This is a genomic window from Chimaeribacter coloradensis (genome assembly GCF_002858715.1).
Classification (GTDB): Bacteria; Pseudomonadota; Gammaproteobacteria; order Enterobacterales; family Enterobacteriaceae; genus Chimaeribacter; species Chimaeribacter coloradensis.
Genome location: NZ_PJZH01000001.1, coordinates 215,449 through 228,904 on the forward strand (window position 1 = coordinate 215,449; position 13,456 = coordinate 228,904).

The 13,456-nt window shown below is 62.7% G+C and carries 14 protein-coding genes; 4 read left to right on the forward strand and 10 right to left on the reverse strand.

What is annotated here, in order from left to right:
- Positions 1 to 292 precede the first annotated feature (292 nt).
- On the forward strand, positions 293 to 628 hold the full coding sequence (osmE, locus tag CYR32_RS00895) for an osmotically-inducible lipoprotein OsmE (RefSeq protein WP_101814242.1): 336 nt from the start codon (positions 293 to 295) through the stop codon (positions 626 to 628).
- Between the two features lie 297 nt (positions 629 to 925).
- Here osmE and CYR32_RS00900 read toward each other — a convergent pair whose 3' ends face one another.
- Together CYR32_RS00900 and CYR32_RS21945 are read right to left on the reverse strand one after the other, a co-directional pair.
- Positions 926 to 2,650 carry a potassium/proton antiporter gene (locus CYR32_RS00900; protein WP_101821622.1) on the reverse strand — a complete coding sequence of 575 codons (1,725 nt, stop codon included), beginning with the start codon at positions 2,648 to 2,650 and terminating at the stop codon, positions 926 to 928.
- A gap of 216 nt (positions 2,651 to 2,866) precedes the next feature.
- Complete coding sequence (locus CYR32_RS21945) at positions 2,867 to 2,995, reverse strand: hypothetical protein (protein WP_277621927.1); 129 nt, start codon at positions 2,993 to 2,995, stop codon at positions 2,867 to 2,869.
- Between the two features lie 192 nt (positions 2,996 to 3,187).
- Here CYR32_RS21945 and CYR32_RS00905 point away from each other — a divergent pair, with 192 nt between their 5' ends.
- Positions 3,188 to 4,108 (forward strand): DMT family transporter, encoded by a 921-nt coding sequence (locus CYR32_RS00905; protein ID WP_101821624.1) that lies wholly within the window; start codon positions 3,188 to 3,190, stop codon positions 4,106 to 4,108.
- 46 nt (positions 4,109 to 4,154) lie between these two features.
- Here the strand turns inward: CYR32_RS00905 and rutG are convergent, their stop codons facing one another.
- The 7 genes from rutG to rutA are packed head-to-tail and all read right to left on the reverse strand — an operon-like array spanning position 4,155 to position 9,770.
- Positions 4,155 to 5,483 (reverse strand): pyrimidine utilization transport protein G, encoded by a 1,329-nt coding sequence (rutG, locus tag CYR32_RS00910; RefSeq protein WP_101821626.1) that lies wholly within the window; start codon positions 5,481 to 5,483, stop codon positions 4,155 to 4,157.
- Between the two features lie 48 nt (positions 5,484 to 5,531).
- Positions 5,532 to 6,077 (reverse strand): NADH-dependent FMN reductase RutF, encoded by a 546-nt coding sequence (rutF, locus tag CYR32_RS00915; protein ID WP_101821628.1) that lies wholly within the window; start codon positions 6,075 to 6,077, stop codon positions 5,532 to 5,534.
- A 20-nt stretch (positions 6,078 to 6,097) separates the two neighbouring features.
- Positions 6,098 to 6,688 carry a malonic semialdehyde reductase gene (locus tag CYR32_RS00920; protein ID WP_101821630.1) on the reverse strand — a complete coding sequence of 197 codons (591 nt, stop codon included), beginning with the start codon at positions 6,686 to 6,688 and terminating at the stop codon, positions 6,098 to 6,100.
- Complete coding sequence (rutD, locus tag CYR32_RS00925) at positions 6,685 to 7,470, reverse strand: pyrimidine utilization protein D (protein ID WP_101821632.1); 786 nt, start codon at positions 7,468 to 7,470, stop codon at positions 6,685 to 6,687. Before rutD ends, CYR32_RS00920 begins: the two co-directional genes overlap by 4 nt.
- 22 nt (positions 7,471 to 7,492) lie before the next feature.
- Positions 7,493 to 7,882 carry a pyrimidine utilization protein C gene (rutC, locus tag CYR32_RS00930; RefSeq protein ID WP_101821634.1) on the reverse strand — a complete coding sequence of 130 codons (390 nt, stop codon included), beginning with the start codon at positions 7,880 to 7,882 and terminating at the stop codon, positions 7,493 to 7,495.
- Positions 7,883 to 7,899: 17 nt separating this feature from the next.
- Positions 7,900 to 8,673, reverse strand: coding sequence for a pyrimidine utilization protein B (gene rutB, locus CYR32_RS00935; RefSeq protein WP_101821636.1), 774 nt, complete (start codon positions 8,671 to 8,673; stop codon positions 7,900 to 7,902).
- On the reverse strand, positions 8,673 to 9,770 hold the full coding sequence (gene rutA, locus CYR32_RS00940) for a pyrimidine utilization protein A (RefSeq protein WP_101821638.1): 1,098 nt from the start codon (positions 9,768 to 9,770) through the stop codon (positions 8,673 to 8,675). The genes rutB and rutA overlap by 1 nt, the downstream gene beginning before the upstream one ends.
- A gap of 350 nt (positions 9,771 to 10,120) precedes the next feature.
- Between rutA and rutR the strand changes: the two genes are divergently transcribed.
- Positions 10,121 to 10,804 (forward strand): HTH-type transcriptional regulator RutR, encoded by a 684-nt coding sequence (gene rutR / locus CYR32_RS00945; protein WP_101821640.1) that lies wholly within the window; start codon positions 10,121 to 10,123, stop codon positions 10,802 to 10,804.
- A 179-nt stretch (positions 10,805 to 10,983) separates the two neighbouring features.
- Entirely contained in the window at positions 10,984 to 11,973 is a 990-nt protein-coding gene (locus tag CYR32_RS00950) for a metal-dependent hydrolase (RefSeq protein WP_101821641.1), read from the forward strand.
- A gap of 55 nt (positions 11,974 to 12,028) precedes the next feature.
- Here CYR32_RS00950 and cycA read toward each other — a convergent pair whose 3' ends face one another.
- A complete protein-coding gene (gene cycA / locus CYR32_RS00955; RefSeq protein WP_101821643.1) occupies positions 12,029 to 13,429 on the reverse strand; it encodes a D-serine/D-alanine/glycine transporter in 1,401 nt (466 codons plus the stop codon).
- Between the last annotated feature and the right edge of the window lie 27 nt (positions 13,430 to 13,456).

Sequence of the window (13,456 nt, forward strand, 5' to 3'; positions counted from 1 at the left end):
CCTCCAGGTAACAGTGAGATAAGCACAGCAACCGTGCGGGGTTACAGCAAACAGGTATAGCGCAAAACGTGATGGGGATCGTTTTCTGCTGATCTTTTTCTGAAAGCGCGGCAGGGGGTTTTCAGACCTTCCCGGCCGGGAAACGCCCGCTGCCGCGGGGCCGGCGGCGCACCGGGCAGGCGGTATCCCGGTTTAAAACGCGGCGGGTGCTGGGCGGGGCTGCAATCGGATTTGAAAAAAAGTCTTTATCTTCTAGGCTTAAAGGACATAAAGCACTTCAGGAGGAGAAGTCATGAATAAAAAGACACTGTTAATGGCGGCCATGGGAGCGGTAACGCTGCTGTCAGGATGTACTGCATATGACCGCGCGTCCAGTTATGTGGATGAGCCGGTAGTGAGCGACGTCAAAGTGGGCATGACCCGTGCGCAGGTACGCGCCATTGCCGGGCCGCCGTCCACAGACGTGACGATGATCCATGCGAAAGGTACCTGCAGCAACTACGCGATTAAACCGCGTGACGGCAAGGCCCAGGTTTACTTCGTCAGCTTTGACGAAACCGGCCATGTGCTGAATAAAGGCTACCAGTCCTGCGCGGACTACGACACCGACCCGCAACAGGGCAAGTGATCGGCTGACATACCGCCCGCGACAAGACATCGTAAAAATGGCCGCCCGGTTTTCCGGGCGGCCATTTTTTTATCGTCGGCAGGGAGGGGCAATCGCTGAATTTAAGCCCGTGGCGGCCGGTTATTCGCGCAATGGTTCCGGGCCGGGCTGGCGTACGCTACTGCCACTTTATTCGCCTGACAGGAATGACCATGAGCTTACGCACTGAACGCCTTTTCAAATACCTCAGCCTGATTTGCGGCGTGGTGATTATCGGCCTGCTGACGGTGATGTACCGCACCGGCCTCTGATCGCTTTTCACCCGTCGTTATTGATCCTCACGCCGATGCGGGTCACGTTTTCACCCTCCATCTCGGCGATCGTCCAGGTGAGATCGTTCCAGTCGATGTGGTCACCGATAACCGGTTCCCCGCCCAGCCGCTGCATCATAAAGTGGCGCAAAGGCTGGCTGGGGTCGACATCGTCCGCCAGCGTCAGGCCGTATTGCGCCGCCACCGCGCCCAGCGGGGCATCCGCCTCCAGAATGAAGTCACCGAAGAAGCGCTCATCCACCTTGGTGTTCGGGGTTTCGCTGAAGAGCTTGCCGAGCCGGGGAATATCACTTTCACGGCCAATCACACAGAGCACATCCCCCTCCTGCAAGCGGGTGTTGCGCGTCGGGTAGAGCATCTCCTGGCCGCGGAACAGCGCCGTGATGCGCGTCTGCGGCGGCATCTGCAAATCCCGGATGGCCGCGCCGATATACCACTTCTCTGCGCCGAGCTTGTAGGTGAAATGCTGCCAGATGTTCTGCGGGTCGATATCCAGCCCGATGCGTGACTCCGGCGTCGGCGTCGGCGGCACAATCACCCGCGCCTTCTGGGCCGCCCACGCCAGGGACGTCCCCTGTACCAGCAGCGACACCAGCACAATAAAGAACGCCACATTAAAGAACAGGCGCGCATCAGGGATGCCCGCCATCATCGGGAACACCGCCAGGATAATCGGCACCGCGCCGCGCAGCCCGACCCACGACAGGAACACCCGTTCGCGGCCGGTAAAGCTGCGGAACGGCAGCAGGCTGGCAAACACCGCCACCGGCCGCACAAAAACAATCATCCACACCGAGAGCAGCAGCGCCGGCAGGGCGATCGGCAGCAGGTCGCTGGGGGTCAGCAGCAGGCCGAGCACCATAAACATGCCGATCTGGCTCAGCCAGGCCATGCCGTCGAAGGTTTGCAGAATGCCGTGGCGGTTGCGGATCGGCGAGTTGCCGAGCTTGAGGCCGCAGAGGTAGACCGCCAGAATCCCGCTGCCCTCCAGCAGGGTGGTGAGGCCGAACACCAGCAGGCCGCCGCTCAGTGCCAGCAGCGGGTAGAGGCCGGGTGCCAGCTGGATGCGGTTGATCGACTGCTGTAACAGCCAGCCGCCGGCATAGCCGAGGGCGATGCCCAGCCCGAACTGGCGCACGATGTCCACAATAAACAGCCAGCTCAGCCCATGCTCCCCTTTGCCGATCATATCGATCAGGGTAATGGTCAGGAACACCGCCATCGGGTCATTGCAGCCGGACTCAATCTCCAGCGTGGCGCTGACGCGGTCATTCAGCCCTTTGCCGCCAATCAGCGAAAACACCGCCGCCGCATCGGTAGAGCCGACAATCGCCCCGATCAGCAGCCCCTGGTAGAGGTTAACGTGGAACAACCAGGCGGCGGCCAGCCCGGTCAGTGCGGCGGTCAGCACCACGCCCAGGGTCGCCAGGGAGAGCGCCGGCCAGAGGGCGACGCGGAAATAGGAGGCGCGGGTGCGCATGCCGCCATCCAGCAGGATCACCGCCAGCGCCAGGTTACTGACCATGTAGGTCAGCGGGTAGTTATCGAACTCAATGCCGCCCAGGCCGTCGACGCCCGCCAGCATGCCAATCGCCAGAAAGATCACCAGGATCGGGATGCCGAGACGTGAGGAGAGAGAACTCAGCAGGATGCTTGCCCCAACCAACACGGCACCAATCACAAACAATGTGTTGATAGTGGATGCTTCCAAAACGCCTTCTCCCTCACCGGTTATACAGCAACGACACCCGTTGCCTGATGGACCTGCCCAACAGTAGTGTAATTTACCTCAAGAATATCAAAGAGGTGATTGATAATTTAGGAAAATGAGCGACGCGCCGGGTTTTTGCCTGCTGTCAGGGCACCGCCCCGGCAGCAGGAGAGGGAGAATCACAGAAGCAGGGCCCCGCCGCGGGGGCCGGCAGCGTCAGCGCGGGTGGCGGCGCGCATAGGGGTTGAGCAGATTGCGCGACCGGTTAAGCCGGATGTGCCGGTAAAGCGCATAGGCCGCGAGCACGCAGAATACCACCATCAGCAGAATTAACGCGGTTTGCATGGTTGGGGCTCCGTAAAAAGTCTCAGGGCGTCCGCCGGGCGGCGGCAGCTTAAAGCAGTGTAGTGCACCGCAGCGGGTTGTGCAGTTTGTCAGCGCGCTTTCGCAGCCACAGCCCGGTTGGGCGGCGGCGCGGGAACGGGTATACTGCCGCGCTTTGCCCGCTGGCGGGCAGTATCTGAATAAGGAATTGTTGTGTCTGAAACGTCTCTCCCGCGTCTGCCGGGTCTGCGCCTCGCGCTTCAGGAATGGGTGCTGATCGGCATCACTATGCTCTGGGGCGGGACTTTTCTGGTTGTGCATCTGGCGGTGCAGGTCAGCGGCCCGTTCTTTTTCGTCGGCCTGCGGTTTGCCACCGCCACCGCCGTGCTGTTGCTGTTCTCCGCCCACACCCTGCGCGCACTGACCTGGGCGGAGCTGAAAGCCGGCAGCCTGGTGGGCGTCGCCATTATGTTCGGCTACGGCTTGCAAACGGTGGGGCTACAGAGCATTGACAGCAGCAAGTCCGCCTTTATCACCGCCATGTACGTGCCGATTGTGCCGCTGTTGCAGTGGCTGGTGCTGCGGCGCGCGCCGGGCATCATGTCATCCCTGGGGATTGTGCTGGCGTTCGCCGGGCTGATTTTGCTGGCCGGGCCGGACAACGCCTCGCTCAGCTTCACCTTTGGCGAGCTGATTACCCTGGTGAGCGCTTTGGCGATCGCCGCCGAGATTTTGCTGATCGGCGCGTTTGCCGGCCAGGTGAATATCCGCCGGGTGACGATTATCCAGCTCGGCACCGCCTCGCTGCTGGCGTTTATGATGATGGCCCCGTCCGGGGAAAGCCTGCCGCCGCTCTCTGACCGCCTGCTCTGGAGCGCGCTGGGGCTGGGCTGCGCCAGCGCCCTGATTCAGGTCACCATGAACTGGGCGCAGAAAAGCGTCTCGCCGACCCGTGCCACGGTCATCTATGCCGGGGAGCCGGTGTGGGCCGGGATCGTCGGGCGGCTGGCCGGTGAGCGGCTGCCGGGCATCGCCTTGCTGGGCGGGGTGTTGATTGTGCTGGGTGTGCTGGTGAGTGAGCTGCGGCTTAAGAAGAAAAAACCGGCCGCCGTCACAGACGGGTGTGCTGGATAGCGGCCGGCGTTCATCATGATGATGAGCTAAGGAGAAACTGAGGTCGTCAGTGATCTTTTAATGCAGGTTCTGTGCCAACCGGCAACACACGCCGGTTGCGCAGCAGCGCATTCAGCAGGATCGCCCCGAAGGTGGCCGTCCCGATGCCGCCCAGCGTGAAGCCGCCAAGGCTCAGCGCAAAGTCCCCGGCCCCCAGCACCAGCGTCACGGCGACCATAATCAGGTTGCCGTTCTCGCTGAGATCCACCCGGTTCTGCACCCAGATCCGTGCGCCCGCCACCGCAATCAACCCAAACACCACAATCGAGGTGCCGCCCAATACTGCGCCGGGAATGGTGTGGATCACTGCACCAAATTTGGGCGAGAAGCCCAGCAAAATAGCGACCAGCGCCGCCGCCACGAAGATCAGCGTGGAGTAGATGCGCGTCACCGCCATCACCCCGATGTTCTCCGCATAGGTGGTCACGCCGGTGCCGCCCACCGACGCCGAGAGCATGGTCGCCAGCCCGTCGCCGACAAAGGCGCGCCCCATATAAGGGTCGAGGTTTTTACCGGTCATGCCCGCCACCGCTTTGATATGGCCGAGGTTCTCCGCCACCAGGATCACCGCCACCGGGGCGATCAGCAGCATCGCATGGCTGCTGAACACCGGCGCGCTGAACACCGGCAGCCCGAACCAGCTGGCCTGCGCCACCGGCGTAAAGTCCACCGGCGTGCCCCAGCCCAGCCCGTTGGTCACAACGATATAGATAAGGTAAGAGGCCAGCAGCCCCATCAGGATCAACAGGCGTTGCAGCAGCCCCCGGGTAAACACCGCCACACTGCCGATGCAAAGCACCGTCACCACCGCCATCCAGCTGTCAAACATCGAGCCGGAGACGCTCTTCACCGCAATCGGGGCCAGGTTCAGGCCAATCGCCATTACCACCGCGCCGGTCACCACCGGCGGCATCAGCCGTTCAATCCAGCGGGTGCCCACGGCCATCACCACCACGCCAATCAGCGTGTAGATCGCGCCGCAGGCGATAATGCCGCCCAGCGCCACGCCGATGTTGGGGTTCGGCCCCTGGCCGCTGTAGCCGGTCAGGGCGATCACCAGCCCGACGAACGCGGCGCTGGAGCCGAGGTAACTGGGCACGCGGCCGCCCACCACCAGAAAGAACAGCAGCGTGCCGATGCCGGACATCAGAATCGCCAGATTGGCGTCAAAGCCCATCAGCAGCGGCATCAGCACCGTGGCCCCGAACATCGCCACCGAGTGTTGCAGCCCCATAATGAGGGTTGGCCAGAGCGGCAACCGCTCATCCGGGGCGATGAGGAGGCCGTCAAGATTGCCCTGCCGTTTATGCCATTGCGGAAACCAGGAATGTGCCATGGTGTGCTCCAGAGGTGAAGGACGGCCCGCCGCAGGGCGGCGGGGCGGTCAGCCGAGATGGCGGGCCACGGGGTGGTAGCGCCGGTCGAAATAGACCAGACCGGCGTGCTTGTCACTGCGCAGCAGCGCCACCACCCGGCAGAACAGGATGTCATGGGTGCCGACGCTGACGGTCTGGGTGATGCGGCAGTCAAAGCTCGCCACCGCCCCGGCCAGCACCGGGGAGCCGGTCTCCAGCTGCGACCAGTCAGCGGCGGCAAAGCGCGCCGCCATCGGCGTTTTGCCGCCAAACAGGTTAGAGAGATCCTCATGCCCGGCGGCCAGCGTGTTGACGCACAACTGCTGGTTAGCGGCAAATACCGGGTGTACCGAGGCGGTGCGGTTCAGGCAGACCAGCAGCGTCGGTGGGGTGTCCGTGACGCTGCACACCGCCGAGGCGGTAAAGCCGGCGCGGCCTGCCGGGCCGTCGGTGGTGATAATGTTCACCGCCGCCCCAAGGCAGGACATGGCATGACGGAACGCCTGCGCGTCCGGCGCGGCGACGGGGAGGGGCTGGGGGGCCGCAGCGGCCTCCGGGGGTAACGCAGTGTGCATACTCGACTCCTTATCAGGGGTTAGATCAACCGGCAGGCGCGGTCAAACGGCAGCCGCGGCAGGCGGCTGTAAATTTTGCCGGGGTCGCCGTAGCCGATGTTGATCAGGAAATTCACCTTCCAGCCATGCTCCGCCAGAAATTCACGTTCGATTTTGGCCGGGTCAAAGCCGGACATCGGCCCGGTGTCCAGCCCCAGCGACCGGCAGGCGATAATCAGGTAGGCGGCCTGCAGGCTGGCATTGCGGAACGCCGTCTCATGGGCCAGTTCCGGGCTGGAGGTAAACCAGCTGCGGGCATCGCCATGCGGGAAGAGTTCCGGCAGGGCGTCATAGAACGCCGGGTCCCAGGCCAGGATGGCGGTCACCGGCGCGCCTTCGGTTTTGCCGGCGTTGCCGCTGGAGAGCGCCGGCAGCAGCCGCGCCCGCGCCTCCGGGCTGCGCACAAAGACGATGCGCGCCGGGCTGCAGTTGGCGGAGGTCGGGCCAAGGCAGGCGAGCTGGTACACCTCCTGCAACAGCGCATCACTTACCGGCTTGTCCAGCCAGCCGTTCTGGGTGCGCGCGCCGGTAAACAGGGTCGCCAGCGCGGCGGGGTTCAGGGCTTCATTCATAGGGTCTCCGGGCGTTGCAGCCACGCCAGTAACAGGGCATTGAACTTCGCCGGGTCAGTCACGCTCATGGCGTGGCCGCCATAGGCCATCTCCTGATAGCAGCCTTTCGGCAGAAGCGCCGCCAGCGCCGCCGAGCAGGGGTAAGGCACCAGCAGGTCGTCACGGGCGCAGAGTGCCAGCACCGGCAGATCCAGCGCAGGTAACCGGGTGCGCAGGTCAACGGCCATCAGTGCCTCCAGCCGCCGCAGCAGGTTCTCCACCCCCTGAAAATGCGCGACCTGGTGCGCCTGCTCCTCCGCCAGCAGCGCCTCATGCCGGGAGAGCCAGTCCGCCGGGTAGAGGAACAGCGGCTGGGCGCGCACATAGGCTTCCACGCCGCTGTGGAGCAGCAGATCGCGGCGCACGCTAAAACAGCGCCGGGTCTGGCTGTCCAGCACCGGCCAGCCGTTCACCACCACCACGCTTTGCAGCAAACCGGGGAAATCCAGCGCCAGCTGTAACCCCAGGATGCCGCCCAGCGCATGGCCCACCAGGTGGCAGCGCTGCACCTCCAGCCGCTGCAACAGTGCGGCCAGCTCGGCGGCCATCTCCGCCATCCGGTAGCCCGGCGGCAGGGTGCCGCCGCTGCGGCCGGTGCCGTTCTGGTCATAGAGAATGACCCGGTACTGCGCTGCCAGCGCCGCGAGTTGCGGTTGCCAGAAGCTGCCGCTGCCGCCCAGCCCGGCGGAGAGCACCACCGTCTCTGCCGTGGGGGAGGGATCGCCCACTATTTCGTAATACATCGTGGCTTCTCCTGTGGGGCGGTCAGCCGCGGCCGGTGTGGGCAATGGAGGCGATCTCCACCAGCGCGTCCGGCTTCACCAGCCCGCACTGGATGCAGAAGCGCGCCGGTTTGTCGCCGGGGAAGTACTCGGCGTAGACCTGATTAATCGCCGCGTAATTGGCCCAGTCAGTGATAAAAATCGAGTTAAAGGTCACGTCATCCATCGTGCCGCCGGCGGTTTCGATCACGCTTTTGATGATCTCCAGCACGTGGCGCGTCTGGGCGGCGGCATCACCGACGTGCACCACGTTATTCTCTTTATCAAACGGCAGCGTGCCGGAGACATACACCACGCCGTCGGCCAGGGTGCCGGGCACGAAGGGGGCCAGCGGCACGCCGCTGCCGGGGGGAATAATGGCTTGTTTAGGCATTGCGTCTCTCCCTGAAGTCAGGCGGTGTGGCCGGCCGGGGCGCGGTGCCCCTCCACGGCGTGGCAGAAACTGGCCACGTCCGAGACCCAGCCGAAAAAGGTTTCGATGTTGAACAGCGCGGCCTGCTGGGCAAACGGCGGCCCGGCCTGGTGGGTGGCGTCTTCCAGCACCACGCCGAAATACTCCAGGAAGAAGCCGTCGCGCAGCGTGGACTCCACGCAGACGTTAGTGGCGATGCCGGTAAACACCAGATGGTGGATGCCGTAACTGCGCAGCAAACTGTCGAGCTGGGTGTTGAAGAAGCCGCTGTAGCGCGGTTTCGGCAGCACAATGTCACCCGGCTGCGGGCGCAGCGCGTCCACCAGGTCGTAATCCCAGTCGCCTTTTGCCAGCAGTTTGCCCATCAGCTCCGGGCGTTTGCGCATGGTTTTCAGCGCGTTGGATTTGTGGAAGTTGGGCGAGCCGGGGCCGCCCGCCTCGACGTACTGGTTGTCCCAGCCGTTCTGGAAGAAGATCACCTTGATGCCGGCGGCACGGGCAGCGGTAATGGCGGTGTTAATGTTGGCAATCACCGGGCCGGTGGCGGAGACGTCAAACCCGGCCAGGTCGAGGTAGCCGCCCGGCGAGGCGTAGGCGTTCTGCATATCCACCACAATCAGCGCGGTCTGCGCCGGGGTGAAGGCCAGCGCCTCGGGGCGCGCGCGCAAAACCGCCTCGTTGCCCGGCTCACCGGGTTGGCGGCGCACCACCGGGGAGGTGCCTGTCTCAATGCGGGAATCAACCATGCTCATTATGCCACCTCGCGGTTAGTGTCATCGGCCATCACCGACTGACGGGTTTTCATCAGCGGCTGGATGCGCTCGCCGAAGGTTTCAATGCCGCTGAGGAAGTCATCAAAGGTCAGCAGTACCCCTTCGGTGCCGGGCACGGTGGCCACCTCATCCAGCATCTTCGCCACATGGGCGTAAGAGCCGACCAGCGTCCCCATATTGATGTTCACGGCGGAGGTCGGGTCAGCCATCTGGCGCACGTTGGTGTCCGCGCCGGATTTGGTGTCTTTGCTGCTCTGCTCGGTCAGCCAGGCCAGCGCCTCGGTGTCTGCGCCCGCTTTGTAGTGCTCCCATTTGGCGCGGGCCGCCTCGTCTGTCTCATCAGCGATGATCATAAACAGCACATAGGAGGAGACATCGCGCCCGGTTTTCTCTGCCGCGCTTTTCATGCGGGCGGCGGTGGGGGCGAAGGCGGCGGGGGTGTTGACACCTTTGCCGAAGCAGAAGTTGTAGTCAGCATACTGCGCGGAGAAGGCCATGCCGGCGTCGCTCTGCCCGGCGCAGATGATTTTCATGTCAGCCTGCGGCTGCGGGCTGAGGCGGCAGTCATCCATCTTAAAGAAATCGCCTTTGAAGTCCGATTTGCCGCTGCCCCACAGGTCACGCAGCACCTGCACATACTCGGCCAGGTAGTCATAACGGCGGCTGAAGTAGTCATCGCCCGGCCAGATGCCCATCTGCTCATACTCCGGCTTCTGCCAGCCGGTGACCACGTTCAGGCCAAACCGCCCGTTGGAGATGGAGTCAATGGTGGAAGCCATGCGCGCCACAATTGCCGGCGGCAGGGTGAGGGTCGCGGCGGTGGCGAAGATTTTGATGCGCGAGGTCACGGCGGCCAGCCCGGCCATCAGCGTGAAGGACTCAAGGTTATGATCCCAGAATTCGGTTTTGCCGCCGAACCCGCGCAGTTTGATCATCGAAAGCGCAAAGTCGAAATGGTAGTGCTCCGCTTTCTGCACAATCGCCTTGTTGAGTTCAAAGGTCGGTTTGTACTGCGGGGCATTCGTGGAGATTAACCAGCCGTTGTTACCGATCGGGATAAAGACGCCAATTTTCATCTGCACACCTCATAAAGTCAGAATGGTTATCTCATCAGAAAGGCCGCTGAATCAGCGCCGTTGCTGAAGTAGTGCAAACGCAGTGCCACTTTTTTAAACACCAGGGTAATCAATCGCTTAAAAAATAACGCCTGGAAATTACTGACTGTCTGGTCTGAAACAGACCATTTGGTAAAAAATATGTGCACAAAAAGCAGGCAGGATTGAACAAAAATGGTGCAATTTTGTTAAAAAATTAACCCAAAGGGGGTAGCGGCAGGGCGGGCAGCGCTGCATAGGCGCATTCATTGGTATTTGTTATGCTTGGTGAAGAAGTATTCATTTGATCATGATGACTCCCAGGAGGGGATGTGAAGTCACCCGCAGAACAGGATGCCCGCCCAGCGGCACCCGCCACGCCCGCCCGCGCGGCGCGCCCGTCCCGCCGCTCCCGTGCCGTGGCAGCCAAACAACAGGCGATCAGGGCGGCGGCGCTGGCGTTCTTCTCCCAGTACGGGCTGCACGGCACCAGCCTGGATCAGGTGGCAGAGCAGGCCGATGTCTCCAAAACCAATCTGCTCTACTATTTTCCGTCGAAAGAGGCGCTCTATGTGGCGGTGCTGAAAGATATCCTCGACATCTGGCTGGCCCCGCTGAAAGCGCTGCGTGACGACCAGGAGCCGCTGGACGCGATCCGCCACTATATCCGGCTGAAGCTGGAGGTCTCGCGCGATCACCCGCAGGCGTCACGCCTCTTCTGCCTGGAGATGGTGCAGGGCGCGCCGCTGCTGAAACAGGAGCTGCAAGGGTCGTTGCAGGCGCTGGTGGCGGATAAATCCACGATTATTGAGCGCTGGGTCGCCGCAGGGCGCATCGCGCCGGTGGCCCCGTTGCAGCTGATCTTTATGCTCTGGGCCACCACCCAGCACTACGCCGATTTCTGGGTGCAGGTCGAGGCGATCTCCGGCCGCACCCTGCAGGATGAGGCTTTTTTCCGGCAAACCACCGAGACCATCCAGCGCATCATCATCGACGGCATCCGCCCGCGCCCCTGAGCCGCCCTTCGCCCCCGGAGGGGGCATTAATCCTAATCTCTGCGCCCATCCGGCGGAGTTTTGGTATTTTTGCCCATCAGGGCATAGGGTTAAACAGCATAGAGGGATAAACCCGCCACGGCGGACGCTGAGGCCGCCGATGTATTCGCTTTTCCGTTTTTGCCAATCAGGGAGATGAGATGGACTCTGTTTCACAACTGGCGCTGGGTGCCGCCGTCAGCGTCACGGTGATGGGCCGCCGGATGCCGGTCTGGCAGTCGGCCCTGCTGGGGGCGGTATGCGGGACGCTGCCCGATCTGGACGTCTTCTTCGACCGGGGCGACCCGGTAAGCAACATGACGATGCACCGCACCGAAAGCCATGCGCTGTTCTACCTGACGCTGGTGTCGCCGCTGCTCTCCTGGCTGGCGGGCATCCTGTTCCGGCTGCGCGGCCAGGTCGTCCGCCTCTGGCTGGCGGTGTGGCTGGCGCTGATTACCCACCCGCTGCTCGACACCATGACCGTCTACGGCACCCAGTTCGGGCTGCCGTTCACTGATTACCCCTACGCCCTCGGCAGTATGTTCATCATCGACCCGCTCTATACGCTGCCGCTGCTGGTGGGGGTGATCGCCGCGCTGATTTTGCGTAACCGGCGCGGGCTGCGCTGGAACCAGGGCGGGCTGCTGCTGAGCTGCCTCTACCTCGCCTGGAGCCTGTTTGCCCAGCAGCAGGCGACGCAGGCCGCCCGGCAGGCGATCGCGCAGCAGTACATCAACAGCGAGCGGCTGCTGGTGACGCCCACCAGCCTGAACACGCTGGTGTGGCGGGTGGTGGTGATGACGCCGGGCACCTACGGCGAAGCCTTCTACTCCTTACTGGCGCCGCAGCAGCCGCTGGCCTTTACCTTCTACCCGCGCGGCGAGGCGCTCTATGCCGGTCACCGGGATAACCCTTACGTGGCGCGCATGGCGTGGTTCACCCACGGCTTTTTCCGCCTGCGGGAACAGAACGGCCACCTGCTGCTCAGCGATCTGCGCATGGGGGAGGAGCCGTACTACACCTTTACCTTTGATCTCGGGCCGGTGGATGACCTCAGCGGGGAGGTGGTGCCGACGCGGATTGACACGGTGCGCCCGCCGGCCGGGGAGATGATTGGCCGGGTGTGGCAGAAACTGAAAGCGGAATAGGGAAGGCGGGAAAGAAAAGGGAAACGGCCCCGCCGCAGCGGGCGGGGCCGTGTGATCAGGCGCGCGCTTTGCGGCGCAGCACCGCGTAGGTCACGCCCAGCAGCAGGAACCAGATCGGCGTCACCATCAACGCCTGGCGGGTGTCGTCCTGTAACGTCAGCAACACCAGCACAAAGGCGAAGAACGCCAGGCAGACCCAGCACATCACCACGCCGAGCGGCATCTTATAGGCCGATTTCTGGTGCAGTTGCGGCCGGGTACGGCGGTAGACCAGGTAGGAGCAGAGGATAATGCTCCAGACGAACATAAACAGGATCGCCGACACCGTGGTGACCAGCGTGAACACCGTCATCACGTTCGGGATCAGGTAGATCAGCACCACGCCGCTCAACAGGCAGATGCAGGAGAAGATAAGCCCGGTAGAGGGCACCGCACGGCGCGACAGGCGGCTGAAGCTTTTCGGCGCATGGCCTTCCTGCGACAGGCCGAACAGCATCCGGCTGGTGGAGAAGATGCCGCTGTTGGCCGAGGAAGCCGCCGAGGTCAGCACCACAAAGTTAATGATGCTGGCCGCCGCCGGCAGCCCCACCAGCACAAACAGTTCCACAAACGGGCTTTTGTCCGCGACCACGGAGCGCCACGGCGTCACCGCCATGATGGTCACCAGCGCAAACACATAGAACATGATGATGCGCAGCGGAATGGAGTTAATGGCGCGCGGCAGCACGGTTTCCGGGTCTTTGGTTTCGGCGGCGGTGGTGCCCACCAGCTCAATGCCGACAAAAGCGAACACTGCAATCTGGAAGCCGGCGAAGAAGCCGCTCAGCCCTTTCGGGAACATCCCGCCGTCGCTCCAGATGTTGCTGAAGGCGGCCACGCTGCCTGACGGCGACGGGAAGTGCATCATCACCATCACCACCCCGGCGATGATCAGCGCCACAATCGCGACAATTTTGATCATCGCAAACCAGAACTCCATCTCGCCGAACAGCTTGACCGTCGCCAGGTTCAGGCTCAGCAGCAGCAACACACAGAGCAGCGATGCGACCCAGTGCGACAGGCCGGGGAACCAGAACTGCGCGTAGGAGGAGATGGCGACCACATCGGCGATGCCGGTGACAATCCAGCAGAACCAATACGTCCAGCCGGTAAAGTACCCCGCCCACGGGCCGAGCAGGTCGGTGGCGAAGTCACTGAAGGATTTGTATTCCAGGTTGGAGAGCAGCAGCTCGCCCATGGCGCGCATCACGAAAAACAGCATAAAACCGATGATCATATAGACGAAGATGATCGACGGCCCGGCCAGGCTGATGGTTTTGCCTGAGCCCATAAACAGCCCGGTGCCGATAGCACCGCCGATGGCGATCAGCTGAATATGCCGGTTTGTCAGATTGCGTTTCAAATTCTCTTCACCACGCGCCGGGGCGGTGTCGAGTTCTTTTGTTTGGTCAACCATTAATAAAGGTTCCTGTCTTGTTATCGT

Excerpts from the sequence above, each read along its gene's own strand:
- CYR32_RS21945 (WP_277621927.1), bottom strand. The coding sequence starts at position 2,995 with ATGCAAACCGCGTTAATTCTGCTGATGGTGGTATTCTGCGTGCTCGCG.
- rutD (WP_101821632.1), bottom strand. The coding sequence starts at position 7,470 with ATGTATTACGAAATAGTGGGCGATCCCTCCCCCACGGCAGAGACGGTG.
- rutC (WP_101821634.1), bottom strand. The coding sequence starts at position 7,882 with ATGCCTAAACAAGCCATTATTCCCCCCGGCAGCGGCGTGCCGCTGGCC.
- rutG (WP_101821626.1), bottom strand. The coding sequence starts at position 5,483 with ATGGCACATTCCTGGTTTCCGCAATGGCATAAACGGCAGGGCAATCTT.
- osmE (WP_101814242.1), top strand. The coding sequence starts at position 293 with ATGAATAAAAAGACACTGTTAATGGCGGCCATGGGAGCGGTAACGCTG.
- rutB (WP_101821636.1), bottom strand. The coding sequence starts at position 8,673 with ATGAGCATGGTTGATTCCCGCATTGAGACAGGCACCTCCCCGGTGGTG.
- rutF (WP_101821628.1), bottom strand. The coding sequence starts at position 6,077 with ATGCACACTGCGTTACCCCCGGAGGCCGCTGCGGCCCCCCAGCCCCTC.
- cycA (WP_101821643.1), bottom strand. The coding sequence starts at position 13,429 with ATGGTTGACCAAACAAAAGAACTCGACACCGCCCCGGCGCGTGGTGAA.
- rutA (WP_101821638.1), bottom strand. The coding sequence starts at position 9,770 with ATGAAAATTGGCGTCTTTATCCCGATCGGTAACAACGGCTGGTTAATC.
- CYR32_RS00920 (WP_101821630.1), bottom strand. The coding sequence starts at position 6,688 with ATGAATGAAGCCCTGAACCCCGCCGCGCTGGCGACCCTGTTTACCGGC.
- CYR32_RS00950 (WP_101821641.1), top strand. The coding sequence starts at position 10,984 with ATGGACTCTGTTTCACAACTGGCGCTGGGTGCCGCCGTCAGCGTCACG.